We start from the raw sequence: 25839 nt of genomic DNA, 5'->3' as shown, positions 1-25839 counted from the left end.
ATGTCAGTCGTGAAATGCGTCGGTGGTTTCCCGCTTGCCGCGCAGGAAGGCGTCGGCGACCAGGCGCAGCGGGTCGGTGTCGACATCGCTGCGGCCACCGCGGATCAATGTGGCGAAGCGGCTGTAGAGGCCGGCATATTCGATATCCTCGCCATGTTCGGTGCCGCTGGGCAGCGACAGCACGGCGCCGCCATGGCTGAGCTTCAAGGGGCCGGCATCGGTTTCGACGATGATGTCCCAGCTTTGCGGGCCGGTCTGGCGCCAGTCGAGATCCATGTGGATTTCGGCGCCGGCGGTGTCGCGGAACAGGATGTCGGCGGCGATCGGCGCTGCGCGGTTTTCCGGCAGCACCAGGGTCGCGTCCTTCAGGAAGAAGGGGCGCGGCAGGATATGGGTCGCGATCGACAGGGCGTTGATGCCGGGGTCGAACACGCCCAGGCCGCCGGGCTGCCAGATCCAGGCCTGGCCCGGATGCCAGACGCGGACATCTTCACGCCAGATGATCGACACCTTGTCGATCCGCCGTTCGGCAAGCCAGGCGCGGGCCGGGGCGACGCCGGCGGCAAAGCGCGAATGCCAGGCCGCGAACAGGCTGGCCCCGACCTTGTCGGCACGGGCGCTGAGCGCGGCCACTTCAGCCAGGGTCGCGCCGGGCGGCTTTTCCAGGAAGACATGGATGCCCTTGGCCAGGGCCTGCGCCGCCAGGTCGTAACGGACCTGGGGCGGGGTGCAGAGCGCGACCGCATCGACGGCCGGACCCTGTTCCAGCAATTCGTCCAGGCTGGCATGGTGCGGCACGTCGTCCAGCCCGGCGTCATGCGGGCTGACCGTCGCGGCAAGACTGAATGCGCTGTTCCCACGGATGGCGGGGACATGCTGGTCGCGTGCAATCTTGCCGATGCCGATGATCGCGATGCGGATCGGGTCCATCGCTTCAGAGCGCCTGTACGGTCACTTCGACAGGTTCGGCACGCTTGAGCGCATTGCGCACCGGCAGGGTGAACGGCGCGGCGATGATTTCGAACACATCACCTTCCTGCGTCTGCACGCCGTCGCTGAAGGACAGGGTGGCGGTGCCGAAGAAATGGACATGGACGTCGCCGGGGCGGCGGAACAGGTCATATTTGAAATGATGATGTTCCAGGTTGGCGAAGCTGTGCGACATATTGCCTTCGCCCGACAGGAACGGCTTTTCCCAGATGGTCTGGCCGTCGCGCAGGATGCGGCTGGTACCCTCGATATGTTCGGGCGGGGTGCCGGCCAGCAGTTCCGGGCCAAGCGAAGCCTGGCGCAGCTTGGAGTGGGCGAGCCACAGATAATTGTGGCGCTCGGTCACATGGTCGCTGAACTCGTTGGCGAGCGCGAGGCCGAGGCGATAGGGCATGCCGTCGGGGCCGATGATGTAGATGCCGGCGATTTCCGGTTCCTCGCCGCCATCCTTGGCAAAGGCTGGCATGGTGAGCGGGTCGGTCGGGCCGACGAGCTGCGAGCCGTCACCCTTGTAGAACCATTCGGGCTGCTGGCCGGTCTGGCCAGCGGCGGGCTTGCCGCCCTCCAGCCCTTCCAGGAACATGCGCATCGAATCGGTCTGCTTTTCGACGGCGGCCGCTTCGCGGTGCATCTTGTCGCGACCCTCGGCCGAGCCGAGATGGGTGAGGCCGGTGCCGGTCAGCTGGATATGGGCGCCATCCTCATGGTCGATCGGGGCGAGCAGTTCGCCGGCCTCGAAAGCGACACCGATGTTGACAGCATCACCCTTGCCCGCGGCGGCGACCGCTTCGGCCAGGCTGATCTTGCGGTCGATGGCATGCAGCGCGAGCGCGCGGATGCTGTCGAAACCGGGAACGAAATGGGCGGTTTCACCTTCGGCCGCGATCACGGACCGGACGCCGTTTTCGGCGCGGTGCTGCAACAGACGCAATGTCATGAAAAACTCTCCTCCCGCGCGCCGATCCATGGCGCTGGTATTGGCTAGACAATCCCGCTTTGCGCCAAGCTGGCGCGCTGCCTGGAAAGGTCGGGCAATCAGCCGAATGGCGGCCGCCTTTTCCCTTTCCATCCCTTAATTACTCCGACATATTACAGGAAGATGGTAATGGCAATGATTGTCTTTTAAGAAGAGCCATGCCTGATGAGGGGCAGGCCGAGAGGAGCGTGAATGGAACAGGGGAAGCCGCCCGGAAATGGGGCAGGGGCGGACAATGGCGGAGGGGCGGCCAAGCCGACGCGCGGCCCCGGTCGCCGGCTGCATGGCGCGATCGCGCACAAGCTGGGCATGGCGATCTTGTCCGGCCAATATCAGCCCGGCGACACGCTGTCGGGCGAAGTCGCCTTTGCCGAGGAACTGGAAGTATCGCGCAGCGCCTATCGCGAGGCGATCCAGGTGCTGACCGCCAAGGGGCTGGTCGAAAGCCGGCCCAAGGCGGGCACCCGCGTGCTGCCGCGCAATCGCTGGAACCTGCTGGACCCTGAAGTGCTGGCCTGGGCCTTTGCCGGCGAACCCGACATCCAGTTCGTGCGCGACCTGTTCGAGCTGCGCGCCATCGTCGAGCCGGCAGCAGCGCGGCTGGCGGCGATGCGGCGCGACAAGGAGGATCTGCGCATCATGAAGGATGCGCTGACCGCGATGCGCCGCCATACGCTGGCGACCGAGGCAGGGCGCGCGGCCGACCGCGATTTCCACAATGCGATCCTGAACGCGACGCGCAATGATGCCTTGCTGACGCTGACTGCCAGCATCGGCGCGGCGGTCAACTGGACCACCCAGTTCAAGCAGCGCGCCCGCGCCCTGCCGCGCAACCCGATTCCCGACCATGTCCGCGTCTATGACGCGATCGCGGCGGGCGATCCGGTCGCGGCGGCCGAGGCGATGGGTGTGCTGGTCGACCTGGCGCTGGAGGATACGGCGAGCACGATGGGGCGCTGAGGGGAGGCGCCGTAGGCGCCTAGCAAAACAACCCAAACAGAAAAGGCCGGGGTGGCGATCCACCCCGGCCTTTTCTGTTTGGGTCCAAGCCTGACGTTTAGTGCAGTTCCGGCTCCGGCAGCGCCTGCGTCGTCTTCGATCCCCACAGGGCGTAGAAGAGGACATAGAGTTCGCAGGCGGCGGTCAGCAGGAAGCTGGTCTGCAGGCCATAATGGTCGGCCATCCAGCCCTGCACCACGACCAGTGCGCCACCGGCGATTGCCATCACCAGCAGGCCCGAACCTTCTTCGGTCAGCGGGCCGAGGCCCTTGATGCCGAGGGTGAAGATGGTCGGGAACATGATCGAGTGGAACAGGCCGACCAGGATCAGCGACCACATGGCGACCGGGCCGGTGGTGAAGACGGTGACCATCATCACGATGAAGGCACCGACCGAGAAGGCGGCGAGGACATGGCCCGCGTCGAACTTTTGCATGATCGCCGAACCGGCGAAGCGGCCGACCATCATGCCGCCCCACAGCAGCGACAGATAATTGCCGGCCTGCTCATGGGTCAGGTTGGCGATGGTCGGCTGGCTGACGAAATTGACGAACAGGTTGGCGACGCCGATTTCCGCGATCAGATAGATGAAGATCGCCGGGATGCCGAACACCAGGTTGCGGTGCGACCAGAGCGAATGCTTCTTGCGCTCTTCCTTGGCCAGGCGCGAGGTCGCGCTGCCCATGGCGGGCAGGGGGAAGCGGGCGATGACGAAGGCTAGCACCACCAGCACGATCGCGACCAGCACATAAGGCAGGATCACCGACTGGGCGTCGGCCAGGCGTTCGGCCTGGGTCAGGACGACTTCGCCCTGCGCCGTGCCGGCCTTCGACCGGCCGAGGATCAGATAGGCGCCGAACATCGGGGCCAGCATCGTGCCGGCCGAGTTCATCGCCTGCACCAGGTTGAGGCGCGACGAGGCGGTTTCCGGTTTGCCGACGACCGCGACATAGGGGTTGGCGGCGACCTGCAGCAGGGTGATGCCGCTAGCGATCACGAACAGCATGACCAGGGTCACGCCATAGGAGGGGATCGACGCGGCGACCGTCATGCCCAGCGCGCCGGCAGCCATGATCAGCAGGCCGATCACCAGCGACTTCTGATAGCCGACCCGCTCGATCAGCTTGGCCGAGGGAATCGAGGCGACGAAATAGGCGATGAACCAGACCGATTCGATCAAGGTCGTCTGGGTATAGCTCAGCTCGAACACGCTGCGCAGATGCGGCAGCAGCGTGTTGTTGATGACGGTGATGAAGCCCCACATGAAGAAGAGGCTGGCCAGCAGCGCGAGCGCGGGCCCATAACGCGTGCCGGGGTTATGCGTTGCGACCGGCGCAGCGCCTGAGGAAATCGGTCCTGCCATTCATCCTTCTCCAGTGCAGTTCCACTAGCTGACGAGACCGATCTAGGGTTGCGTCCGCTTATTTTGTCGGAGTATATCCCCCGTAACCGCCCGTCAATGGGCGTAGGTTTCACGAGAGGAAGTCCATGCGAAAGGTCGTCGATTTGAAAACAGCGCTGTCATACGCACTGGCCCTGTCGCTCGCAAGCGGCACGGCGATGGCGGCGGATGCCAGCCGTGCCCCGGCCGGCAAGCTGGCGGACGGCACCGCGATCGAGACGATCACGCTGAGCAACAGCCATGGCGTGTCGGCCAAGATCCTGAGCTATGGCGCGACGCTCCAGTCGCTGTCCGGCCCGGATAAGGACGGCAAGAGCGCCGATGTGCTGCTCGGCTATGACGATCTGGCCGGCTATGTCGACCATCCCAACTTTTTCGGCGTGACCGTAGGCCGCTATGCCAACCGCATCGCCGGCGGCAAGTTCAGCCTTGATGGCAAGGCCTATCAGCTGCCGCTCAACGACAAGGTCAATTCGCTGCATGGCGGCGGCAAGGGCTTCGACAAGCAGGTGTGGAAGGTCGTGTCGGTCAAGAGCGGCCCGGTCGCGACGCTGATACTGTCGCTGGTCAGCCCCGATGGCGATTCGGGCTATCCCGGCAAGCTGGACGTCACCGTCACCTACACGCTGGATGAGAGTGGCAATCTGGGCATTGCGTTCGACGCGAAGACCGACAAGCCGACCATCGTCAACATGACCAACCATGCGATCTTCGACCTGGGCGGCGAAGGCTCGACCGACGGCGCGCTGGGCCATGTGCTGACGATTCCGGCCAAGGCCTATACCCCGGTCGATGCCAACCTGATCCCGACCGGCGAACTGAAGCCGGTGGAAGGCGGCGTGTTCGACTTCCGCAATGGTCGCCGCGTTGCCGACGGCATTCGCGATGGCCATGATGCGCAGATCATCGCGGGCCGCGGCTATGACCATAATTTCGCGCTCGACAAGGGGCTGACCAAGATGCCGGGCCTGGCCGCGCGTCTGGAAGATCCGGCATCGGGCCGCGTCCTCGAAGTGCTGACCACCGAGCCGGGCGTACAATTCTATACCGGCAATTTCCTGGACGGCACCTTCATCGGCAAGAACAGCCATGTGTATCGCATGGGTGACGGCATCGCGCTGGAACCGCAGAAATTCCCCGACTCGCCCAATCAGCCGAGCTTCGTTTCGGCGCGGGTCGATCCGGGCAAGCCCTATCATCACCAGATGGTCTATCGCCTGTCGGTGAAGCGCTGACATGACCGCCTGGCGCAAGATCGAACGCGGCGATATCCGCGACACGCTGGGGGAGGGGACGCTCTGGTCCGCCCGTGAAAATGCCATCTATTGGGTCGATATCCTCGCCCCGGCGCTCAACCGCCTGTCGCTCGACGATGGCCAGGTGTCGCGCTGGGCCATGCCCGAACCGCTTGGCTGGGTGGCCGAGCGGGCGCAGGGCGGCTTCATCGGTGGTTTCCAGAGCGGCTTTGCCAGCTTCACGCTGGACCCGCTGGCGATCACCCCGATCCATGATCCCGAACCGCATCTGCCCGGCAATCGCATGAACGATGGCAAGGCGGACAAGGATGGCCGCATCTGGTGCGGCACGATGGACATGGCCGAAGGGCAGGATGTCGGCGCGCTCTATCGCCTCGATCCCGATGGTTCGGTCACAGTGATGGACGATGGCTATCGCGTGCCCAACGGCCCGGCCTTCTCGGCCTGCGGCGAGTATCTCTATCATAGCGATACCGGCCGCCGGATCATGTATCGCTTCTGCCGCGGCCCGGACGGAACGATTCACGATCGCCAGCCCTTCATCACCTTCACCGAAGCCGATGGCCATCCCGATGGCATGACGGTGGATGCCGAAGGCTATTTGTGGGTGGCCCATTGGGGCGGTTCGCGGATCAGCCGCTTTTCGCCCGAGGGTAAGCTCGATCGGGCGATCGAACTGCCAGCCAAGCAAGTGACCAACATCACCTTCGCCGGTCCCGACCTCGACCGCATGTTCGTCAGCTCGGCCGCGATCGGCCTGCCCGAATCCGACTATGACGGCGCCTTTTTCGAGGTGGAATGCGGTGTGAAGGGCCTGCCGACCAATCTCTACGGCGGCTGATACAAGCCGACCGACAGAAAATAAGCCGCCGGCCTGCAAGGGCTTGGCGGCTTTTTTCATGTCCTGCGACGAGCCGTGGCAAATCGCTGTTGCAACCCCTGCGGCTACGCGCTAATGCGCAGGACAACGTTGTCACTCCCCTCTCCAAAAGGGTGGCAATGCTTCATCCCGGTCGATGGCCGGCGACTGCACGCGCTACGCTGTCGGCCGGGATGTGCCTTTCCCCTGAAATCGCTGGAAAATCGGGCGCTGCTCAGGCGGGGCGGCGCAGGCGCAATGTCGCGCGCAGGCCGGGTGCGGCATCGCCCAGCAGCAGTGCGCCATGATGCAGCCGTGCCACGGCCTCGACCAGCGACAGGCCCAGCCCCGATCCGGGCTTGGTGCGCGACGGGTCGAGTCGGCCGAAGCGTTTCATCGCCGCCTCATGCTGGTCGGCGGGAATGCCCGGCCCATTGTCGCTGACACTGATGCTGAGCGCGTCGCTATCCATCGCGGCTTCAAGCGCGATGCTGTCGCCGCCCTCGGCATATTTCAGCGCATTCTCGACCAGATTGGCGATCGCCTGGCTCACCAGTTCGCGGTGGAGCGGGAAGGCGAGGCCGGCGGGGGCGGCGACATGGAGGGTGAAGCCGCTATCCTCGATCAGCGGGCCATAGACTTCGGCCAGATCCTTCAGCAGTTCGGCGATGGGCGTGTCGCGCATCCGGTCGCTGCCGAAGCCTGCCTCGGTACGGCTGATGAGCAGGGCGGTCGAGAGCATCCCCTGAAGCGTCTGCGCCTCGCGATGGACCTTTTCCAGCGCGTCGAGCGCCTGGTCGTCGCGGGTCTGGGTGCTGGCCTGCTCGACCACCGAGAGCAGGCGGGTGACGGGGGATTTCAGATCATGGGCCAGGCCATCGGTCATCATCCGCAACTGGCTGACCAGCGCGTCGATGCGCTCCAGCATGGCGTTGATCGACAGGCCCAGCCGATCGAAGGCGTCGCCGCTGCCGTCAGTGGCGACCCGGCGATGGAAGGCGCCGACGGCGACCGCATTGGCGGTGTCGGCGATCGCGGAGATCTGGCGTGCCAGCACCCGGCCGAGCAGGATGGCGATGATGAGGGTGAGCAGCAGGCTCATCAGGAAGGCGATGGTCAGCGCCTCCTCATAGATGCGGGTCAGTTGCAGGCTGTGGGACGTGACGATGCCGGCGAGCAGGCGGCCGCCATCGGGCAGGCGGGATGTGCTGACGCCGATCGGCTCGGGCTGTTCGCCGCCGATGCGATACAGCTCGATCGTGCGCCAGGGGGTATTGTCGGGAATTGTCGTCGGCCAGGCGCCCAGATTGCCGGCGACGATCCGGCCCTGCGCATCGGTCAGCAACAGCACGATGCGTTCGCTGCGCACGGTGGGCAGGCGCCGTTCGATATCCTGCCGCAGCCCGGCCGCGCCGCGCTCCCGCGCGACCCGCAGCAATTCGTCGCGCAGGTCATGGACGGCATCGCGGTCGGCGGCGACGACGGTGCGCTGGCTCGCCTGCTGCACGAACAACAGCACGCCGCCGGTCACCAGGAACTGGCAGAGGAAGGCGAGCCCGACGAAACGGCCGATGGTCGACCGGGCAAAGCCGCGCCAGCCGGTCGCAGCCCCGGCCCGCGCCTCCACCTCAGCCATCGAGGCCCAGGCGATAGCCCATGCCACGCACCGTATGCAGCAGCGGCCGGTCCGATACGTCGTCCAGCTTGCGGCGCAGGCGGCTGATATGCACGTCGATCACATTGGTGCCGGGGTCGAAATGATAGTCCCACACGCCTTCCAGCAACATGGTGCGGGTGACGACCTGGTCGGGGTGGCGCAGGAAGAATTCGAGCAGGCGAAATTCGCGCGGTTGCAGGTCGATCGCCTTGCCGGCGCGCTTCACCCGGCGGGCGAGCAGGTCCATGTCGAGATCGTCATAGCGCAGGCTGGTGACGACCGCGGCATTGCCGCCGGCCTTGCGCAGCAGCAACTGCACCCGCGCGAGCAGTTCGGCAAAGGCGAAGGGCTTGGTCAGATAATCGTCGGAGCCGCTGGTGAGCCCCTCGACCCGGTCCTCGGGCGTCCCGAGCGCGGAAAGGAAGATGACCGGGGTTTCGATGCTGGCGGCACGCAGCGCCTTCAGCATCGCCATGCCGTCCATCGCCGGCATCATCCGGTCTAGGATGATCGCGCCATAGCTGCCGTCGCTGGCGAGGAACAGGCCGTCACGGCCATTATCCGCCTGATCGACGGTAAAGCCCGCCTCGGTCATGCCCTTGACGATATAGGCGGCGGTGGCGGCATCATCCTCCACCACCAGAATCTTGTGGCTCATGCGCGCGGCCCCCTAATCTGGCGAACGGTCGAGCGCCACCATGCGGACGGCATCCTGATGCCGCAAGCCCAATATGAGATGGGCGTTGCCATGCTGGCTGAGATAGGCATTGGCCTGGTCCAGCGAGGCGATCGGCGTGCCGTCGATACGGATGAGGTCGTCGCCCACGGCGATGCCGGCGCGGGCTGCCGGGCCGCTCGATTCCATGCTGGTGACGACAAGGCCGGTGCCGGCCGGCTCGGCATTTTCCAGCGTCAGCCCCGGCAGCAATTGGGCGCTGGCGCCCGACACGCTGCCATGATCCTCCGCATCGCGGCGGACGTGCAGGAAGAAGGCGCCGCTCATCAACGCCGCACACAGCGCCAGGCCGATCAGCAGGCGGCTGGTTGCGGTCTTGTCTATGCGCGGGGCCTCCATGTTCCTGGCCATGTCCTGAGCTGTGTTTGCGGGTAGAATGGGCGAGGCGGGGTTACGTGTCATGTTACACTTTGTTCATGCCTGGGGCCGCCGCAGCCGGCGTGACCGAGACGCGACCCGACCGCTCCAGCTTGCCCCATCCCACGACCCAGCCGCCAATGGCCGATGCGATCGCGCGCACCACCACCCAATACATGATCTGACGATAGACGAAGCGCTGGGCAACCAGCAGATGGGCGGGGTAGCGCACCTTGTTGCCGTCGAGCCGATAGGCCATCCAGCCGCAGGCAATATCGATGCCGGTGAACACCAGCCAGTAGAGCGCCATGGTCGCGACGTCGCCGCTGGTCTGGGCCCAGCCATGCTGCTGCACGCGCAGGATCGTCCCGGCGATCGACAGCAGCAGCGCCAGATCGATCAGCGGCGAGATGGCGGCAAAGACGATCTGGAACAGCCAGGCCTGCGGCATACCGACCAGCGCGAGGCCGGTCGGCTTGCGGCTGCGCAGGATGGCGGCATGTTTCCACAGGCATTGCAGCGTGCCGAAGGCCCAGCGATAGCGCTGCTTCGACAATGCCCTGAAGCTTTCAGGCGCCTCGGTCCAGGCGACCGCCTCGGGATCGAAGGTGACGCGCCAGCCGGCGCGCTGGATCGCGATGGTCAGATCCTGATCCTCGGCCAGCGTGTCTTCGGGATAGCCGCCGACCGCATCCAGCGCCGTCCGGCGCCAGGCACCGACGGCGCCGGGCACCACGGTCATGGCGTCGAAGCCGGCGAGCGCGCGCCGCTCCAGATTCTGCGCGGTGATATATTCCAGCGCCTGCCAGCGGGTGACGAGATTGACCCGGTTGCCGACACGGGCGTCACCGGCCACCGCGCCGATCGCCGGATCGGCGAACCAGCGCGCCAGCCGCGCGATCGTGAGCGGCTCGAACTGGGTGTCGGCGTCGAGCGCGATCAATATCTCGCCGGTGGCATCCTTGAGGGCGCGGTTAAGCGCCGCCGCCTTGCCGCCATTCTGCAAGGTCAGCAGGGTGACGCGCGGATCGTCGGCAAAGGCGCGGGTGACGATGGCGCTGGTCTCGTCCTTCGACCCGTCGTCGGCGACGATCAGCTGCAATGCGGGATAGTCGCTGGCCAGCACACGGCGCACCGATGCCTCGATCACCCGCGCCTCATTATAGGCAGGGATGATGACCGAGACGGTCGGCTGATAGACCAGCGGGGCCGGGCGATCACGCCGGGTCTGGAACCAGGCGAGGAAGGTCATCAGCAGCGCGCGGGCGATGCCGAGCGAGATGGCGACATAGAAGATCCAGCCGAGCAGGGCCGAGATGACGGCCAAGGTGATGAACATGCCGACATCGACGCGCACGGCGGTCAGGTCGCCGGCACGGACCGGCGGCATTGCTGCTTCGCGCGACAGGCCGGCAAGGCGCGACACCGGTACGAAGCGATAGCCTTCCTTCTGCAAGGTGGTGATGATCTGCGGCAGGGCGGCGACCGTCTGTGAGCGTTCGCCGCCACCGTCGTGCAGCAGGATGATATTCCCGGACCGTTCGGCATCGGCGGCATGGACCTGATCGATCACCTGGCGGACGATCGTATCGGTGCCGGGCCGCTGCCAGTCATTGGGATCGACGTGCAGGCCGACGACGGTATAGCCCGCCTTCTGCGCGGCCAGTGCCGGACCCAGTTCGTCCGCCGTGGTCGGTTCGGCGTCGCCGAAATAGGGGGCGCGGAACAGCTTCATGCTGCGCCCGGTATAGGCCTGGACCAGCCGCTGGGTGGCGTTGAGTTCGAGGCGCGTGCTCTCGTCCGACCAGGTGGCGAGATTGGGATGGCTGTAGCTATGGTTGCCGATCTCGTCGCCGTCGGCGACGATCCGCTGCAACAGGCCGGGATGCTCCAGCGCATTTTCGCCGATGACGAAGAAGGTACCGGGCACATGATGCTGTTCCAGCACCGCCAGGATCTTGGGCGTCCAGGTCGCGTCCGGGCCGTCGTCAAAGGTCAGCGCCAGCATCTTGGGTTGGGCGCCGCCGGTCCGCCGCACCTGATAGGGGGTGGGCAGGACATGATAGGTTTCGCGCAGGATCGTCCCCTGCGGGCCAAAGGCGATCGAGCGGCTGCCGTCGGTCGGCGTGGCGGTGATGCGCAATATCTCGCCCGATCCCTCGACATCGGTGTCGAGCTTGCTCGCGACCTGGCGCAGGTCGGGCCGGCTGCCGTTGCGGAAGGCGGTGAGATCGGACCAGATGCCCGGATCCTCGCTGCCCAGCCGCCACAGCGCTACGCCCTGGATGCCCAGACGGCGCAGCGCCTGCAGCTCGTTCCAGCTGGCGGCGGCGTCGAGCATCCAGACCTGATGGCGATGGCCGTCATCATCATAGGCGAAGCCGGCATTGCCGCTGGCGGGGTCGAAGCTGACCGGGGCGTCGCTGTCATGGGCGGCGAGCCAGGCTTCGTCGAGCGACAGGGCATCGGCGCCGCCATCATGCCAGTCATAGCCATAGCTGCCGAGCGCGACGATGATGCGATCGCGGCCGACGCGGCGGCTGGCATCCTCGACCGCGCGGGCGAACCAGTCCTGCGCCGCGATCGGGCCGGGCGTGCCGCCCTGCCAGTGCTGGTCATAGGCCATGAAGATGACATGGTCGGCGATCTGGCCGAGGCGGGCGAGCGGCCATTCCTCGCCGGCGGGGGCGGTCACCGCCAGCTTGGCGCGGGCGGGCAGGTCGCTGCGCAACTGACGCAGGAAATGGAGATAGGCGGGCAGCGCGCCGGACGGCAGCGATTCAAAGTCCATCACCAGCCCGGCATCATGATGCGCCGCGACCGAGGCGGCGAGCCGCTGGGCGAGCTGGCGGCTGGCGGCCGGATTGGCGAGCAGGCGGGCGGTGCCGGCGCCGTTCCAGCCATGGGCGTCGAGATTTTGGACCATCGGCAGCAGCTTGGGCGGTCGGCCCATGCTGGCGATCATCTGGTCCAGGCGCGGGTCGGCATGGAATCGGGGCGCGGGATCGCTGCCCGGCACGGTCACAAGGGCGGGCACGACCCAGTCGAGCTGGCCGACATGACGGCGCAGCGAGGCGATGCTGCTTTCGTCATCGGGGACATAGAAGCCGACATTGAGCGGACGGGCCTGTGCGACATGGCCGGGCCAGCGCGGCAGCCATTTGGACAGGTCATGGCGCAGCCGCGACATGCCGGTCAGATGCGCGGCGCGTGGCTGGGGCAAAGGCAGCGCCAGATCGCCTTCCGACGGGACGGCGATCAGCGTCGTCGCAAAGGCAATGGTGGCGGCGATGATGGCGCACAGCAGGGCGGCGAGGGCGCGCCGCGCCCAGATGCCGCGCCGGCCGGTGGGATCGAAGAAAATGGGTCTGGTCATGGCCTGTGGTCCGCGCGTCGCTACTCCTCTGCGACGATGACGCGGCAATAGGCCGGCCCGGCTTCCCGCCGGATGATCCCATCATGAAATCTTGGTCATGAACCTTATCGCGCGGTCCAGCGATCAGCGAGGCGCACCGGCTTCCACAGGTCGGGGCCCATCAACAGCAGCGCCATCCCGCCGCTGGCACAAAGAAAGGCCAGCGCGGCGAGCGACAATTGGCCGATGGTGACCGCTGGATGGCCATGGGCGAGCGCAGCCAGGGCGCGCCCTTCGGGCCAGAGCGTGGCCAGCAAGGCTAGGCCGAGCAGGCGCAGGCCGATCTTCAGGGTCCAGCGGGGACGCCAATCTTGCATCGCATGCCGCCTCCGTTGCGGCGGCATCGCAATTAAGCGGACGGGCATAGGGATGCGAGACAGGGAACCGGCAGATTGCGTAGGGATTTCATAGCATTTGAGGCGCATACGGGCCGTCCGGGCCGGAATCATATACGAATCCTATGCCGGGGAGGGCAGACCCCTATGGTTTTCAAATGGCCTTTCATGGCATGGCGGCCCGATAGAAAGACGAAGGGCACGCATAGATGACTGAACAGGGGGATCCGGCCGCAGGCCAGGATCGCACGCCGCATGGCCGACCGGCTGCGCTTGCGCTCGGTGCGCTGGGCGTGGTGTTCGGCGACATCGGCACCTCGCCGCTCTATGCGCTCAAGGAAAGCTTCGTCGGCCATCACCCGCTGACGGTCGATCCGCTGCATATCTATGGCGTCCTCTCGCTGATCTTCTGGACGATGACGCTGATCGTCACCGTCAAATATGTGTTCATCGTCATGCGCGCCGATAATGATGGCGAAGGCGGCAGCATGGCGCTGCTGGCACTGATCGGCCGGCGGCTGGGCGAGACCCGCTGGACCCCGGCGATCGCGATGCTGGGGGTGCTGGCGACCGCGCTCTTTTATGGCGACGCGATCATTACGCCGGCCATTTCGGTGCTCTCGGCGGTCGAGGGCCTGACCATCGTGCAGGCGAGCCTGGCAGATATGGTGCTGCCGATCGCGATCCTGATCCTGATCGCACTATTCCTGATCCAGCGCTTCGGCACGGCGATGGTCGGCATGGCCTTTGGCCCGATCATGGCGATCTATTTCATCACGCTCGCCGCGCTCGGCATCGCCAATATCGTGCAGCACCCCGAAATCATCGGCATCGTCAATCCGCTCTGGGCGATCCGCTTCTTCGCGATCGACCCCAGGCTCGCCTTCCTGGCGCTCGGCTCGGTCGTGCTGGCGGTGACCGGGGCGGAGGCGCTCTATGCCGATATGGGCCATTTCGGGCGCAAGGCGATCAGCATCGCCTGGCTCTATGCCGCCTTCCCCTGCCTGATGCTCAACTATCTGGGGCAGGGGGCGCTGCTGCTCGACAATCCGGCGGCGGCACAGAATCCCTTCTTCCTGATGGCGCCGGACTGGGCGCGTCTGCCGCTGGTGATCCTGGCCACCATGGCGACGATCATCGCCAGCCAGGCGGTGATCTCGGGCGCATTCTCGGTTACGCAGCAGGCGGTGCAGCTGGGCTTCCTGCCGCGCCTGCGCATCCTGCACACCAGCGCTTCGGCGGCGGGGCAAATCTATGTGCCGCTGATCAACTGGCTGCTGCTGATCTTCGTCATCCTGCTGGTGCTGGGCTTTGGCAACAGCAGCAATTTGGCGGCCGCCTATGGCATCGCAGTGACCGGCACGATGGTCATCACCGCCTGCATGCTGGGCGTGCTGACCTTCAGCGTATGGCGCTGGCCACTGCCGGCGGCGGCGGGCGTCACCGGCCTGTTCCTGATCATCGACGGCGCCTATTTCGCGTCGAACGTGACCAAGATCCCCGATGGCGGATGGTTCCCGCTGCTGGTCGCGGCGGTGGTCTTCACCGTGCTGACCACCTGGGCGACCGGGCGGCGGATCATGCGCCATTATCTGCGCGAAGGGGCGATGGAGCTGGACCTGTTCGTGCGATCGACGCTGGCTTCGCTCAAACGCGTGCCGGGGACGGCGATCTTCCTCTCCTCCACCACCGACGGCGTGCCGCCGGCGCTGCTGCACAATGTGAAGCATAACAAGGTGCTGCACGAACGGGTCATCATCCTGACCGTGCGCACCCAGGGCGTGCCGCATCTGCCGTTGCAGGGGCGCACGACGGTGGAGGATCATGGATCGGGTTTCTACCGGCTGATCCTGCGCCATGGCTTCATGGAGGATGTGGATATTCCGGCGGCGATGAAGTCGGTCCATGACTGTGGCGGGCCGATCAGCGTCAAGGACACCAGCTATTTCCTCAGCCGCCAGACGCTGATTCCGTCGGAACGGCCGGGCATGGCGATGTGGCGCGAAAAGCTGTTCGCCTGGATGATCCGCAATGCCGAAAGCCCGATGGCCTTCTTCAACCTGCCGACCAACCGCGTGGTCGAGCTGGGGTCGCAGATCGAGATCTAAGGCTTTCCTCGTTGCCGTCATCCTGACGAAAGTCAGAATCCATTCGGCGCTATGGCTGTGAGGAAGCTTTGAATGGATCCCGGATCAAGTCCGGGATGACGTTCGGAGAGAAGTCAGTCTGCGCCCTGTTTCAGGCGGTAGCCGATCCCCAGTTCGTTGCTGATGATCTGGGGGCGTTGCGGGTCAGCCTCCAGCTTCTGACGCAGGCCGCGCACCAGCACGCGCAGATATTCGACATGATGGGCATGTTCGTTGGGCCAGACATGGTCCATGATCTGCTTGTGGGTGATGACCCGGCCGGGAAAGCGCGCCAGCTGCTCCAGCACGCCATATTCCTTGGGCGTCAGATGCACCTCGACCCCGCCCTTCGTGACGATATGGGCGACTAGGTCGATCGTCAGGTCGCCGGCCGTCACCTTGGTCGATCCGCCGTCGCGCGTCATCCGGTTGCGCAGCGCCACCCGCACGCGGGCAAGCAGTTCGTCGGTATCGAACGGCTTGGTCAGATAATCGTCGGCGCCCAGGTCCAGCGCGGCGACCTTCTCATCGGTGGCGTCACGCGCCGACACGATGATCAGCGTCGTGTCGCTTTCCTTCTTGATGATCGGCACCAGCTCCAGCCCGTCGCGATCGGGCAGGCCCAGGTCCAGCAGGGTGATGTCGGGCCGCTCGCTGCGCAGCTTGTCCAGTGCTTCGCGCGCGGTCTGCGCCTCGATCGTGGCATAATCGGCGCGGGCGAGGGCGGCCTGGATCAGCCGGCGGATCTGCGGTTCGTCGTCGACGATCAGCAGGCTGTGGCGCGGCTTCATGCGATGTCCTTTTCCATGATGTCGGTGAGGATGAGGGATTGGGGAATATGCAGGGTGAAACAGGCGCCGGGCGGGTCGGCAACGGTGCGCGCCGATACGGTAAGGCCCATCGCCTCGGCAAAGGCCTTGACGATGGCGAGGCCCAGGCCGGTACCGGTCTTCGACCGGTCAGATCCTTCCAGCCGGGTGAAGGTGTCGAACACCCGCGCTTCCATGCCGGCCGGAATGCCCGGCCCCTGGTCGATCACCGACAGGCTGATGGCGTCGGGTTCGCGCAGGCTGCGCACGGTCACCGGCGTGCCGGGATCGCCATAGCGGCCGGCATTGTCGAGCAGGTTGATGAGGATATGGTGCAGCAGCACCGGATCGACCCGGACCAGCGGGATGTCGGGCGGGATCTGCACGTCGAGCTGGCGATCGGCCAGCGCGCTGCGGCTGTCATGGGCGGCGCTGGCGACCGCATCGAACAGGTCGGTCGCCTCCGCCCGCATCGGCAATGCGCCGGCCTCCACCCGCGCCATGTCAAGCAGATTGGCGACGAAGCGGGACAGGCGCTGGGCCTCGCCATCCAGCGTATCGATCAGCTCGGGCGAGGGATGGGTGCGCAGCTCGCGCGTGGCCGAAATGATGGTGGTGAGCGGCGTGCGCAGATCATGGCTGACCGAGGAGAGCAGGGCGGAGCGCAACCGGTCGCGCTCGCGAATCTGCCCGGCTTCGAGCATCGCCTCCTCCAGCGCCATGCGGTCGAGCGCGATCGCGGCCTGGTCGATCAGGCTCATCAGCAGCGGGAACTGATCGGATCGGACCGGTTCGCCGGCATCCTCGCGCGCGAGGCCGATCACGGCCAGCACTGCGTCCTTGGCGGTCACGGGCAGGAACAGCCAGTCCGACGCGGTGAGGGTGGAGGAGCCGCGCCCGGCCGGCTCGCCATGCTCCATCGCCCAGCGGGCGGCGGCGCGCTCGATCTCGTCCAGCCGGTCCTCGGGCGGATAGGCAGCGCGCAATTGCGGCCCTTCATCCGACGGGATCATCAGCACGGTGCGCACGTCGAACAGCCGGGCGATCTCGGCGCAGATGGCGTGGCGGATTTCCTCCAGGCTGGGCGAGGCGGTGAGTTGGCGCGAGAAGCCGGCCAGCGTCGCATTCTGCCGGGCGCTGGACTGGGCAAGGACCGACTGGGCGTGCATCCGCGCGGCAAACTGACTGGTGACCACCGCCACCCCCAGGAAGACGAGGATGGAGATGACATTTTCCGGATTGCTGACGGTCAGCGTGCCCGTGGGCGGCAGGAAGAAGAAATTATAGGCAAGGCTGGACGCCAGGCCGGTGGCAAGACCCGTGCGCAGGCCATGACTGGCCGCCGCGAACATCACCGGCACCAGATAGAGAAGGGCGATATTGCCGAGGTCGATCACCTCCAGCATCAGCCGGCCGAGCAGGGTCATGCCGATCACTGCCAGCATCGACCAGACATAGCCGATCGGATCGCCCCAATGGCCGCTGCTGGCGGTGCGGGGGCGCGGCGCGCTTTCCTCGCCGGGCATGACATGGACGGCGACCGGGCCGATGTCGCGCACCAGCCGGTCAACCACCGACCCATGGCGCAGCTCGAACCACCAGCTGCGTGCCGACTTGCCGATCACGATCTGGGTGGCGCGCGCGTCGGCGGCGAAACTGCGCAGCCCGTCGGCGACGCTGGGGGCGGGGATGGAGGCGGTCTCGGCGCCGAGACGGGAGGCAAGGGCAAGCGTATCGGCCAGACGCTGCCGGTCCTCGTCCGACAACTGCGGCCCACGCGGGGTTTCGATATGGATGGCGGTCCAGGGGGCGCGCAGCGCATCGGCCAGCCGCTTGGCGGAACGGACCAGGCCGGCGGCGCTCGGCTGTTCGCTCACCGCCACGATCACCCGCTCGCCGGCGGCGAAGCTGCCCGCCAGCGCATGGGCGCGGACATAGTCGAGCATCTGGGCATCGACCGCCTGGGCGGCGCGGCGCAGCGCCAGTTCGCGCAGGGCGGTCAGGTTCGACTTGGAAAAGAAATGGTTGAGGGCGCGGCTGGCTTCCTGCGGGATATAGACCTTGCCGTCCTTCAGCCGCTCGATCAGCTCGTCGGGCGGAATGTCCACCACTTCGATCTCGGCATGTTCCAGGATCGAATCGGGCACCGTCTCACGCACGCGGACGCGGGTGAAGGAGGCGACGACGTCGTTGAGGCTCTCGACATGCTGGATGTTGATCGTCGAATAGACGTCGATGCCGGCGGCCAGCAATTCCTCGACATCCTGATAGCGTTTGGGGTGGCGACTGCCCGGCGCATTGCTGTGTGCCAGTTCGTCGACCAGCGCCAGCTGCGGATGGCGCGCCAGGATCGCGTCGATGTCCATCTCGCCCAGGCTGTGGCCCTGATGGTCGACGGTGCGGCGGGGGATGATCTCATGGCCATGGACCAGCGCTTCGGTCTCGCGCCGGCCATGGGTCTCCACCACGCCGACGACGACATCGACGCCTGCCTCGCGCCGCTGCCGTCCTTCGGTCAGCATCTCCCATGTCTTGCCCACCCCCGGTGCGGCGCCGAGAAAGACCTTCAGGCGGCCACGGCCTTCCTGCGCGGCTGCGCGCAGGAAGGCTTCTGGATCAGGGCGATGCTGTTCGTTCACTTGGTCCGTTTAGCGTCAATTGCATCCAGCCGTCGATTGAGATCGAACAGATTGACGCGGGGTTCGCCGATGAAGCCCAGCAGGGGCTGCTCGACGCTCTGTTCTACCAGGCTGCGGACGCGCGCCGCATCGATCCCGCGCGCGGCGGCGACGCGATCGACCTGATAAAAAGCTGCCTCGGGGCTGATATGGGGGTCAAGCCCCGAGGCAGAGGTGGTCACCAGATCGGACGGAACAAAACGACCAGGTGTAGCAGCTTGAAGAGTCTCGACGTCGGTCTTGACGCGGTCGGCCAGCGCCTGGCTGGTCGGACCATAGTTGGAGCCGGAGGAGGCAAGGCCGTCATAGCCCTTGCCCGCCGCCGACGGACGGCTGTGGAAATAGATGTCCGAGGTGAAGGCCTGACCAATGATGGTCGAACCGACGACCTTGCCCTGATCCTCGACCAGGCTGCCATTGGTCTGGGACGGGAACACCGCCTGGCCGATGCCGGTCAGCGCCAGTGGATAGGCAATGCCCAGCAGCAGGGCGAAGAGCAAAGTCATGGTCAGGGCCGGACGCAGGGCGGATTTGAAATCGATAAACATGGGTTTGTCCTTCCTCAGGCGAGGCCGAGGCCGTTGACGGCAAGGTCGATCAGCTTGATCCCGGCGAACGGCGCGATCAGGCCACCCAGGCCATAGATTGCGAGGTTGCGGGCCAGCAGCGGACCGGCGCCGATCGGGCGATAGGTCACGCCCTTGAGCGCCAGCGGCACCAGACAGGGAATGATCAGCGCGTTGAAAATGATCGCCGACAGGATCGCGCTTTCCGGCGTGGCCAGCCCCATGACGTTGAGGATGCCAAGGCCCGGATAGAGCGCGACGAACATGGCCGGGATGATCGCGAAATATTTGGCCACGTCATTGGCGACCGAGAAGGTCGTGAGCGCGCCGCGCGTCATCAGCAACTGCTTGCCCAGGCCCACCACCTCGATCAGCTTGGTCGGATCGCTGTCCAGGTCGACCATGTTGCCGGCTTCGCGGGCGGCCTGGGTGCCGGTGTTCATGGCGACGCCGACATCGGCCTGCGCCAGGGCAGGGGCGTCGTTGGTGCCGTCGCCGCACATCGCGACCAGGCGGCCGCCCTGCTGTTCCTTGCGGATCAGGGCCAGCTTGTCCTCCGGCGTTGCCTGCGCCAGGAAGTCGTCGACCCCGGCCTCGGCCGCGATGCTGGCGGCGGTCAGCGGGTTGTCGCCGGTGATCATCACCGTGCGGATGCCCATCTGGCGCAGTTCACCGAACCGTTCCCGGATGCCCGCCTTGACGATATCCTTGAGGAAGATCGCGCCCAGCAGCTTGCCGTCCTTGGCCACCGCCAGCGGGGTGCCGCCGGCACGGGCGATCTCGTCGGTGATGCGGCGCAGTTCGTTGGCGACCGGGGTGGAACCCAGGCCCGGATTGGCCTTCAGCACCGAATCCACTGCCCCCTTCTGGATCGTCGATCCATCAATGGTGACGCCGGAAATCCGGGTCTGTGCGGTGAAGGGAATGATCTCCGCATTGGCGGGCAGGGCATCTACCGACTGGTTGAAGCCTTCGCGGGCCAGCAGCACGATCGAACGGCCCTCGGGCGTCTCGTCGGCCAGGCTGGCGAGCAGCGCGGCTTGTGCGAGCTGGGCCGGGGTGGCACCGCCGACCGGACGGAATTCGGTCGCCTGACGATCACCCACGGTGATGGTGCCGGTCTTGTCCAGCAGCAGCACGTCGATGTCGCCTGCCGCCTCGACCGCGCGGCCCGACTTGGCGAGCACGTTGAAGCGCACCAGACGGTCCATGCCGGCAATGCCGATCGCCGACAGAAGGGCGGCGATGGTGGTCGGGATCAGGGTGATCAGCAGGGCCGCCAGGATCGCCACCGGAATGGCGCCGCCGGCATAGCTGGCGAAGCTGGGGATGGTGCCGACCGCGATCAGGAAGATGATGGTCAGGCCCACCAGCAACAGGGTGAGGGCGATCTCGTTCGGCGTCTTCTGCCGCTCGGCACCCTCGACCAGCGCGATCATGCGATCGAGAAAGCCCTGGCCGGGATTGACGGTGACGCGGACGCGGATCTCGTCGGAAATGACGCGGGTGCCCGCCGTCACGGCCGAACGGTCGCCGCCCGCCTCGCGGATCACCGGCGCGGATTCGCCGGTGATGGCCGCTTCGTTGACGGAGGCGACGCCGGAGACGACCTCGCCGTCGGACGGGATCAGGTCGCCGGTCTGGACCAGCACCACGTCGCCCAGCTTCAGCGCGCTGGCGGCGACATTTTCATAGCTTTCGCCATGGCCCTTCAGCCGCTTGGCGGTCAGGTCCGCCTTGGTCGCGCGCAGCGAGGCGGCCTGCGCCTTGCCACGGCCTTCGGCCAGCGCCTCGGCAAAGGTGCCGAAGAGGACCGTGAGCCAGAGCCAGATCACCAACTGCAGCTTGAAGCCGACGGCCAGGCTGTCCTGCCCGACAAGGAGCAGGACGGTCAGCAGGACCGCGACGATCGCGGTGGTGAACATCACCGGGTTGCGGATCAGTTCCTTGGGATTGAGTTTGCGGAAGGCGTCTCGACAAGCCGGGACGATCAGGTCCGCCGTGAAGAGCGATTTTTGTTCGGACCGAGCCATGTGCATGGATCCTTAGAAAAGCTGGCCACGGATCATCGCGAGATGATCGGCGATGGGGCCAAGGGCGAGGCTGGGCAGGAAGGTCAGGCCGCCCACGATCAGCACGATGCCGACCAGCAGACCGGTCCACAGTGCCCCGGTGGTGGGGAAGCTGCCGGCGGTTTCGGGCGTATATTTCTTCGCGGCCAAGCTGCCTGCGATGGCCAGCATGGGAATGATGATGAAGAAGCGGCCGATCCACATCGCGACGCCCAGCATCCCGTTATAGAAGGGACTGTTGGCCGACAGGCCGGCAAAGGCCGAGCCATTGTTGCCGACGGCGCTGGTGAAGGCGTAGAGGATTTCGCTGAAGCCATGCGGTCCCTTGTTGAGCGGCCCGGCCAGGCCCGCGTCGGTGACGCTGGCGATGGCGGTGAAGCCCAGGATGATCAAAGGCAGCACGGCAATGGCGAGCACGGCCAGCTTGACTTCGCGGCTCTCGATCTTCTTGCCGACATATTCCGGCGTGCGGCCGACCATCAGGCCCGCGACGAACACGGCCAGGATGGCGAACAGCAGGAAGCCGTAGATGCCTGCGCCGACGCCGCCGATGACGACTTCGCCCAGCTGAATGTTGAACAGCGGGATCATGCCGCCCAGTGCGGTGAAGCTGTCATGCATGGCGTTGACCGCGCCGCAGCTTGCCGCCGTGGTGACGACTGCGAACAGGGAGGAGGCAGCCATGCCGAAGCGGACTTCCTTGCCTTCCATATTGCCACCGGCGACGCCCAGATTGTGGAGCACCGGATTGCCGGCCGCTTCCTGCCAATAGGTGACGGTGACGCCGGCGAGGAAGATCACCAGCATGGCGGCGAGGATGGCCCAGCCCTGGCGCGGATTGCCGACGGCCTTGCCGAAGGTCCAGGTGAGGCCGAAGCCGATCACGAAGATCGACAGCATCTGCACCAGATTGGTCAGCGCGGTCGGGTTCTCGAAGGGATGGGCGCTGTTGGCGTTGAAGAAGCCGCCACCATTGGTGCCCAGCATCTTGATCGCTTCCTGGCTGGCGACGGGGCCGAGCGCCAGGGTCTGCTTCACGCCTTCCAGCGTGGTCACGTCGACCGACCCGGCCAGCGTCTGCGGTACGCCGCTCGCGATCAGGAACAGGGCATAGACGATGCAGATCGGCAGCAGCAGATAGAGGGTCACGCGGGTGACATCCGCCCAGAAATTGCCGATCGTCGATGCGCTGCGCCGGGCAAAGCCGCGGAACAGGGCGAAGGCGAGGGCAATGCCGGTGGCGGCCGACAGGAAGTTGTGGATGGTGAGGCCCAGCATCTGGCTGAGGTTCGACATGGTCGACTCGCCCGAATAGCTTTGCCAGTTGGTGTTGGTGGTGAAGCTGACCGCCGTGTTGAAGGCGAGGTCGCTGCTGGTGCCGGCAAAGCCCTGCGGGTTGAGCGGCAGCAGCCCCTGCAGGCGCAGCACCGCATAGGTGAAGAACAGCAGCGCGACGTTGAAGAGCAGCATGTGAACTGCGTAGCGGCGCCAGCTCTGTTCGGCGTCCGGATCGATCCCCGACAAGCGGTGGAAGCCCCGTTCGATCGGGCCGAACACGGCGTGAAGCGGCGTGCGGCGGCCCTCATAAAGGGCGAAAAGCCACAGGCCCATCGGCTTGGTCAGCGCCAGCAAGATGCCGACAAAGGCTGCGATCAGCAGCCATCCCTGGAAGGTCATGTACGGCCCCCCTTAAAAGCGTTCGGGCCGTGCGAGCACGGCAACGAGATAGACGAGAAGCCCGGCGGCGTTGATCGCCGCGAGCCAGAGGTCGATGGTCATGGCATCCCTCCTTCAGGCGTCGCCGCACAGCCGGACATAGCCGAGGCTAGCCGCCGTGAGCGCCAGGATGATGCCGATCCACAAGAGATCCTGCATGGGGGTAACTCCCGCATCACGCCCGCCGCGGGAGGCGGACAGGGTCGTTAGCGAGCGCCCGATTAGGCCCCTCTTCCGTTTGAATGCGAGACGCGGGGCGGGGCGGCCGCATAGTATTTGCGTATGATTTTTCAGCAGGCCTGAGAGCCTGTCTGGAAATGTGCGGAAGAGCGCATTTTCGATACGGCACCGGCCCGCACCCCCACCCGACCGCCCAGACATAGTACCCTGATGGGTGGTCGGGTGGGGGTGCGGGCCGGTGCGGATGCGCCGGAGGCGCATTTCCAAACAGACTCCAAGACGGATAGCTTTTCTACCGCGACGGCCAGCATTGCTTGGGGGACGATTCTCTATACCATCGGTAGATAAGCCGCCCGAGTCGGCAGAGAGGACGCATATATGGCCTATCAGGATCAGGACGGACCGTTGACGCGCCTGCGCGATCGGCTGGCGCAGGCCCTTTTCAGGGAACCTGCCGTCGTGCTGTTCGAGCGCGATGCCGATGACCGTAGCGCGCCCATGTCGCGTAGCGATCGCGAACGCCAGCCGCAGGATGCCTGCGCCTGATCGGGGAAACCCTGTGTTTCCAGGGCGAAAGTCCAACGCCTCTTCGCAGCGGCGGAACATCCGCTAGATAGATTTCCAACAGCATGGCGCGCCGATCGCGTCATCGCCTTGAAGGAGATCCAGATGGCCACCAGCCCGCGCGAAGTTACCCGTCCCGTCGATCCGCTGATCCTGGAGCGCTGGTCGCCCCGCGCCTTTGACGGCTCCGCGATCCCCCAGGCAGATATCGACACGCTGTTCGATGCCGCCCGCTGGGCGCCTTCGGCCTTCAACTACCAGCCCTGGCGCTTCCTCTATGCCCATCGCGACAGCGCCGACTGGGCGCGCTTCCTCGACCTGCTCTTTCCGTTCAACCAGGGCTGGGTGCAGCATGCCGGGGCGCTGGTCTTCGTCATTTCCGACACGCTGATGGCGGCGCAGGGATCGGAAGACTACAAGCCTTCGCACAGCCACAGCTTCGATGCGGGCGCCGCCTGGGCGACGCTGGCGCTGCAGGCGACGCGGCTTGGCTATCATACCCATGCGATGACCGGCGTCGATTTCGACAAGGCCCGCGCCGAACTGGCGGTGCCGGATCGTTTCCGGATCGAGGCGGCGATCGCGATCGGGCGGCAGGGCGACAAGGCGAGCCTGCCCGAAGCGCTGCAGGCGCGCGAGGCGCCGAGCGGTCGGCACGAGATCGAGACATTCGCCCATCAGGGCAATTTCATCGTCTGAAAAAAAGGGCGGCGTTTTTTGAAACGCCGCCCTTTCTGTATCAGGTCGTGGTCCAGCCGCCGCCCAAAGCGCGGAACAGGTCCACCTGGGCAAAGGCGACCGAGCGGTTGGCGGTCGCCAGGTCCGCGTCGGCCGAAGCCTGGGTGCGTAGCGCATCCAGCACGGTCAGGAAGTCGATCTGCCCCTCGCGCTGGCGCGCCAGGCTGATCCGTGCAGCCCGAGCCGCCTCGTCCCGCGCCGATTGCAGCGTCGCCCGCCGCTCCAGCGCATTGGCGTAGGTGGACAGCGCCGTCTCGGTTTCCTCCAGCGCCTGCAGCACCGTGCCGTCAAAGGCGGCAAGCGATCCGTCGCCATCCGCCTTTGCCGCCGCGATCTTTGCCCGATTGGCTTCCTGATTGGGGAAGGCCCAACTGATCAGCGGCCCCAGCAGGAAGTTGAGCGGTCCGGCGCCAAACAGATTGCCGCCGCCGACCGCCGTGGTGCCGATCGATCCGCCCAGCGTGATGCGCGGATAGAGGTCGGCGGTGGCCACGCCGACCCGCGCTGTGTCGGCCGCCAGCCGCCGTTCGGCCGCGCGCACGTCCGGCCGCCGCGCCAGCAGTGCCTGGCCGTCGCCGACCGGGATCGGCTGTGTCACATTCGGTGTCACGGTCGCGTTCTGGACGGACGCGGGCAACTCCTGCGGCGTCCGGCCGGTCAGCGTCGCCAGCCGGAACAGGGCGGCATTGCGATCGGCGACCAGATTGGGGATCAACGCCTGCTGCTGTTCGCGCAGTGTCGTCACTCGGATAACATCCAGCCGGTCGGACCGGCCGGCGTCGAAGCGGGCGCTGGTGATGCGGATCGACTTGTCGAGCAGGTCGACCGTTTCCTTCGCGACGGCAAGCCGCTGGGCCGAGGCGGTGGCGTCGACATAGGCGCGCACCGTATCGGCGACGACGGCAACCCGGACCGCATCGGCATCGGCCTGGGCCGCGCCGACATCGCCGCGCGCGGCCTCTATGCTGCGCTTCACCCGGCCGAACAGGTCGACCTCATAGGCGACGTCCAGCCCCATATCGACGGTCCAGTTTTCCCGGTCCATGCCGGGCAGGGTCTGGGCCTGCGACACCCGGCCATAGGTCGGGGAGCCGCTGATATTGGTGCTAGGCAGCCGGTCGGACCGGGCGCCGCGCAACTGGGCGCGGGCACGTTCCAGTCGGGCGACGGCGACGCGGATGTCGGTATTGGCCTTCAGCGCATCGCCGACCAGCCCGTCGAGCAGCGGGTCGTTATAGAGCCGCCACCAATGGTCGTCGGCGGCGCTCTGGGCGACCGCCGGGTTCGCTGCCCCGATGAAGGGGGCGGCCGCCGTGGTCGGGGTGGCGGGGGCCTTGTAATCCGGCCCGGCGGCGCAGGCCGTCAGGGCACTGGCGCCGAGCAACAGGGCAATCAGGTTCCTTGTCAT

At 66.1% G+C, this 25839-nt stretch carries 21 protein-coding genes; 6 read left to right on the top strand and 15 right to left on the bottom strand.

Going from position 1 to position 25839, the window contains the following annotated elements; genetic code table 11:
- Nucleotides 1-3: 3 nt before the first annotated feature.
- Nucleotides 4-930: a Gfo/Idh/MocA family oxidoreductase gene (locus tag A0U87_RS25530; RefSeq protein ID WP_048937404.1), complete on the bottom strand. Its 927-nt coding sequence runs from the start codon at nucleotides 928-930 to the stop codon at nucleotides 4-6.
- A gap of 4 nt (nucleotides 931-934) precedes the next feature.
- The gene (gene araD1 / locus A0U87_RS25525; RefSeq protein ID WP_137406122.1) at nucleotides 935-1927 is read right to left on the bottom strand and encodes an AraD1 family protein; all 993 of its coding nucleotides are present in this window, start codon (nucleotides 1925-1927) and stop codon (nucleotides 935-937) included.
- 231 nt (nucleotides 1928-2158) lie between these two features.
- Here araD1 and A0U87_RS25520 point away from each other — a divergent pair, with 231 nt between their 5' ends.
- Nucleotides 2159-2926, top strand: a complete 768-nt coding sequence (locus A0U87_RS25520; protein WP_010338088.1) for a FadR/GntR family transcriptional regulator — start codon at nucleotides 2159-2161, stop codon at nucleotides 2924-2926.
- Between the two features lie 97 nt (nucleotides 2927-3023).
- On the opposite strand, the gene A0U87_RS25515 is transcribed toward A0U87_RS25520, so the two are convergent.
- Complete coding sequence (locus A0U87_RS25515) at nucleotides 3024-4328, bottom strand: sugar MFS transporter (protein WP_004208494.1); 1305 nt, start codon at nucleotides 4326-4328, stop codon at nucleotides 3024-3026.
- Nucleotides 4329-4453: 125 nt separating this feature from the next.
- Here A0U87_RS25515 and A0U87_RS25510 point away from each other — a divergent pair, with 125 nt between their 5' ends.
- Complete coding sequence (locus A0U87_RS25510; protein ID WP_048937403.1) at nucleotides 4454-5602, top strand: aldose epimerase family protein; 1149 nt, start codon at nucleotides 4454-4456, stop codon at nucleotides 5600-5602.
- Nucleotide 5603: 1 nt separating this feature from the next.
- Complete coding sequence (locus tag A0U87_RS25505; RefSeq protein WP_137406121.1) at nucleotides 5604-6464, top strand: SMP-30/gluconolactonase/LRE family protein; 861 nt, start codon at nucleotides 5604-5606, stop codon at nucleotides 6462-6464.
- 253 nt (nucleotides 6465-6717) lie between these two features.
- On the opposite strand, the gene A0U87_RS25500 is transcribed toward A0U87_RS25505, so the two are convergent.
- The 5 genes from A0U87_RS25500 to A0U87_RS25480 form a co-directional block, all read right to left on the bottom strand.
- On the bottom strand, nucleotides 6718-8118 hold the full coding sequence (locus tag A0U87_RS25500) for a HAMP domain-containing sensor histidine kinase (RefSeq protein ID WP_048937401.1): 1401 nt from the start codon (nucleotides 8116-8118) through the stop codon (nucleotides 6718-6720).
- Nucleotides 8111-8797 (bottom strand): response regulator transcription factor, encoded by a 687-nt coding sequence (locus A0U87_RS25495; RefSeq protein WP_004208490.1) that lies wholly within the window; start codon nucleotides 8795-8797, stop codon nucleotides 8111-8113. The genes A0U87_RS25500 and A0U87_RS25495 overlap by 8 nt, the downstream gene beginning before the upstream one ends.
- Nucleotides 8798-8809: 12 nt before the next feature.
- The gene (locus A0U87_RS25490) at nucleotides 8810-9214 is read right to left on the bottom strand and encodes a PDZ domain-containing protein (protein ID WP_010338093.1); all 405 of its coding nucleotides are present in this window, start codon (nucleotides 9212-9214) and stop codon (nucleotides 8810-8812) included.
- A 64-nt stretch (nucleotides 9215-9278) separates the two neighbouring features.
- On the bottom strand, nucleotides 9279-12608 hold the full coding sequence (locus tag A0U87_RS25485) for a glycosyltransferase (protein ID WP_048937400.1): 3330 nt from the start codon (nucleotides 12606-12608) through the stop codon (nucleotides 9279-9281).
- 104 nt (nucleotides 12609-12712) lie between these two features.
- Nucleotides 12713-12964: a hypothetical protein gene (locus tag A0U87_RS25480; RefSeq protein WP_048937399.1), complete on the bottom strand. Its 252-nt coding sequence runs from the start codon at nucleotides 12962-12964 to the stop codon at nucleotides 12713-12715.
- 227 nt (nucleotides 12965-13191) lie between these two features.
- Here A0U87_RS25480 and A0U87_RS25475 point away from each other — a divergent pair, with 227 nt between their 5' ends.
- The gene (locus A0U87_RS25475) at nucleotides 13192-15090 is read left to right on the top strand and encodes a potassium transporter Kup (protein WP_048937398.1); all 1899 of its coding nucleotides are present in this window, start codon (nucleotides 13192-13194) and stop codon (nucleotides 15088-15090) included.
- A 113-nt stretch (nucleotides 15091-15203) separates the two neighbouring features.
- Here A0U87_RS25475 and A0U87_RS25470 read toward each other — a convergent pair whose 3' ends face one another.
- The 6 genes from A0U87_RS25470 to kdpF are packed head-to-tail and all read right to left on the bottom strand — an operon-like array spanning nucleotide 15204 to nucleotide 23012.
- Nucleotides 15204-15899 carry a response regulator transcription factor gene (locus A0U87_RS25470; protein WP_004208485.1) on the bottom strand — a complete coding sequence of 232 codons (696 nt, stop codon included), beginning with the start codon at nucleotides 15897-15899 and terminating at the stop codon, nucleotides 15204-15206.
- Nucleotides 15896-18556 carry a sensor histidine kinase KdpD gene (locus A0U87_RS25465; protein WP_048937397.1) on the bottom strand — a complete coding sequence of 887 codons (2661 nt, stop codon included), beginning with the start codon at nucleotides 18554-18556 and terminating at the stop codon, nucleotides 15896-15898. The genes A0U87_RS25470 and A0U87_RS25465 overlap by 4 nt, the downstream gene beginning before the upstream one ends.
- Complete coding sequence (kdpC, locus tag A0U87_RS25460; RefSeq protein WP_048937396.1) at nucleotides 18553-19143, bottom strand: potassium-transporting ATPase subunit KdpC; 591 nt, start codon at nucleotides 19141-19143, stop codon at nucleotides 18553-18555. Before kdpC ends, A0U87_RS25465 begins: the two co-directional genes overlap by 4 nt.
- A gap of 14 nt (nucleotides 19144-19157) precedes the next feature.
- A complete protein-coding gene (gene kdpB, locus A0U87_RS25455) occupies nucleotides 19158-21194 on the bottom strand; it encodes a potassium-transporting ATPase subunit KdpB (protein ID WP_048937395.1) in 2037 nt (678 codons plus the stop codon).
- Nucleotides 21195-21206: 12 nt separating this feature from the next.
- Nucleotides 21207-22910 carry a potassium-transporting ATPase subunit KdpA gene (gene kdpA, locus A0U87_RS25450; protein WP_137406120.1) on the bottom strand — a complete coding sequence of 568 codons (1704 nt, stop codon included), beginning with the start codon at nucleotides 22908-22910 and terminating at the stop codon, nucleotides 21207-21209.
- A 12-nt stretch (nucleotides 22911-22922) separates the two neighbouring features.
- Nucleotides 22923-23012 (bottom strand): K(+)-transporting ATPase subunit F, encoded by a 90-nt coding sequence (gene kdpF / locus A0U87_RS25445; protein WP_048937393.1) that lies wholly within the window; start codon nucleotides 23010-23012, stop codon nucleotides 22923-22925.
- Between the two features lie 495 nt (nucleotides 23013-23507).
- Here kdpF and A0U87_RS26395 point away from each other — a divergent pair, with 495 nt between their 5' ends.
- Together A0U87_RS26395 and A0U87_RS25440 are read left to right on the top strand one after the other, a co-directional pair.
- Nucleotides 23508-23675: a hypothetical protein gene (locus tag A0U87_RS26395; protein WP_164488896.1), complete on the top strand. Its 168-nt coding sequence runs from the start codon at nucleotides 23508-23510 to the stop codon at nucleotides 23673-23675.
- 123 nt (nucleotides 23676-23798) lie between these two features.
- On the top strand, nucleotides 23799-24392 hold the full coding sequence (locus tag A0U87_RS25440) for a nitroreductase family protein (RefSeq protein ID WP_048937454.1): 594 nt from the start codon (nucleotides 23799-23801) through the stop codon (nucleotides 24390-24392).
- A gap of 40 nt (nucleotides 24393-24432) precedes the next feature.
- On the opposite strand, the gene A0U87_RS25435 is transcribed toward A0U87_RS25440, so the two are convergent.
- Nucleotides 24433-25839, bottom strand: coding sequence for a TolC family protein (locus A0U87_RS25435; RefSeq protein ID WP_048937391.1), 1407 nt, complete (start codon nucleotides 25837-25839; stop codon nucleotides 24433-24435).

Source organism: Sphingobium sp. MP9-4 (genome assembly GCF_005281675.1).
Classification (GTDB): domain Bacteria; phylum Pseudomonadota; class Alphaproteobacteria; order Sphingomonadales; family Sphingomonadaceae; genus Sphingobium; species Sphingobium yanoikuyae.
This window is presented reverse-complemented; position numbering and strand designations above follow the sequence as displayed.

What these genes read in the sequence shown, in the direction of transcription:
- A0U87_RS25530 (WP_048937404.1), bottom strand. Translation starts at nt 930, where the DNA reads ATGGACCCGATCCGCATCGCGATCATCGGCATCGGCAAGATTGCACGC.
- araD1 (WP_137406122.1), bottom strand. Translation starts at nt 1,927, where the DNA reads ATGACATTGCGTCTGTTGCAGCACCGCGCCGAAAACGGCGTCCGGTCC.
- A0U87_RS25520 (WP_010338088.1), top strand. Translation starts at nt 2,159, where the DNA reads ATGGAACAGGGGAAGCCGCCCGGAAATGGGGCAGGGGCGGACAATGGC.
- A0U87_RS25515 (WP_004208494.1), bottom strand. Translation starts at nt 4,328, where the DNA reads ATGGCAGGACCGATTTCCTCAGGCGCTGCGCCGGTCGCAACGCATAAC.
- A0U87_RS25510 (WP_048937403.1), top strand. Translation starts at nt 4,454, where the DNA reads ATGCGAAAGGTCGTCGATTTGAAAACAGCGCTGTCATACGCACTGGCC.
- A0U87_RS25505 (WP_137406121.1), top strand. Translation starts at nt 5,604, where the DNA reads ATGACCGCCTGGCGCAAGATCGAACGCGGCGATATCCGCGACACGCTG.
- A0U87_RS25500 (WP_048937401.1), bottom strand. Translation starts at nt 8,118, where the DNA reads ATGGCTGAGGTGGAGGCGCGGGCCGGGGCTGCGACCGGCTGGCGCGGC.
- A0U87_RS25495 (WP_004208490.1), bottom strand. Translation starts at nt 8,797, where the DNA reads ATGAGCCACAAGATTCTGGTGGTGGAGGATGATGCCGCCACCGCCGCC.
- A0U87_RS25490 (WP_010338093.1), bottom strand. Translation starts at nt 9,214, where the DNA reads ATGGAGGCCCCGCGCATAGACAAGACCGCAACCAGCCGCCTGCTGATC.
- A0U87_RS25485 (WP_048937400.1), bottom strand. Translation starts at nt 12,608, where the DNA reads ATGACCAGACCCATTTTCTTCGATCCCACCGGCCGGCGCGGCATCTGG.
- A0U87_RS25480 (WP_048937399.1), bottom strand. Translation starts at nt 12,964, where the DNA reads ATGCAAGATTGGCGTCCCCGCTGGACCCTGAAGATCGGCCTGCGCCTG.
- A0U87_RS25475 (WP_048937398.1), top strand. Translation starts at nt 13,192, where the DNA reads ATGACTGAACAGGGGGATCCGGCCGCAGGCCAGGATCGCACGCCGCAT.
- A0U87_RS25470 (WP_004208485.1), bottom strand. Translation starts at nt 15,899, where the DNA reads ATGAAGCCGCGCCACAGCCTGCTGATCGTCGACGACGAACCGCAGATC.
- kdpC (WP_048937396.1), bottom strand. Translation starts at nt 19,143, where the DNA reads ATGTTTATCGATTTCAAATCCGCCCTGCGTCCGGCCCTGACCATGACT.
- kdpB (WP_048937395.1), bottom strand. Translation starts at nt 21,194, where the DNA reads ATGGCTCGGTCCGAACAAAAATCGCTCTTCACGGCGGACCTGATCGTC.
- kdpA (WP_137406120.1), bottom strand. Translation starts at nt 22,910, where the DNA reads ATGACCTTCCAGGGATGGCTGCTGATCGCAGCCTTTGTCGGCATCTTG.
- kdpF (WP_048937393.1), bottom strand. Translation starts at nt 23,012, where the DNA reads ATGACCATCGACCTCTGGCTCGCGGCGATCAACGCCGCCGGGCTTCTC.
- A0U87_RS26395 (WP_164488896.1), top strand. Translation starts at nt 23,508, where the DNA reads ATGGCCTATCAGGATCAGGACGGACCGTTGACGCGCCTGCGCGATCGG.
- A0U87_RS25440 (WP_048937454.1), top strand. Translation starts at nt 23,799, where the DNA reads ATGGCCACCAGCCCGCGCGAAGTTACCCGTCCCGTCGATCCGCTGATC.
- A0U87_RS25435 (WP_048937391.1), bottom strand. Translation starts at nt 25,839, where the DNA reads ATGACAAGGAACCTGATTGCCCTGTTGCTCGGCGCCAGTGCCCTGACG.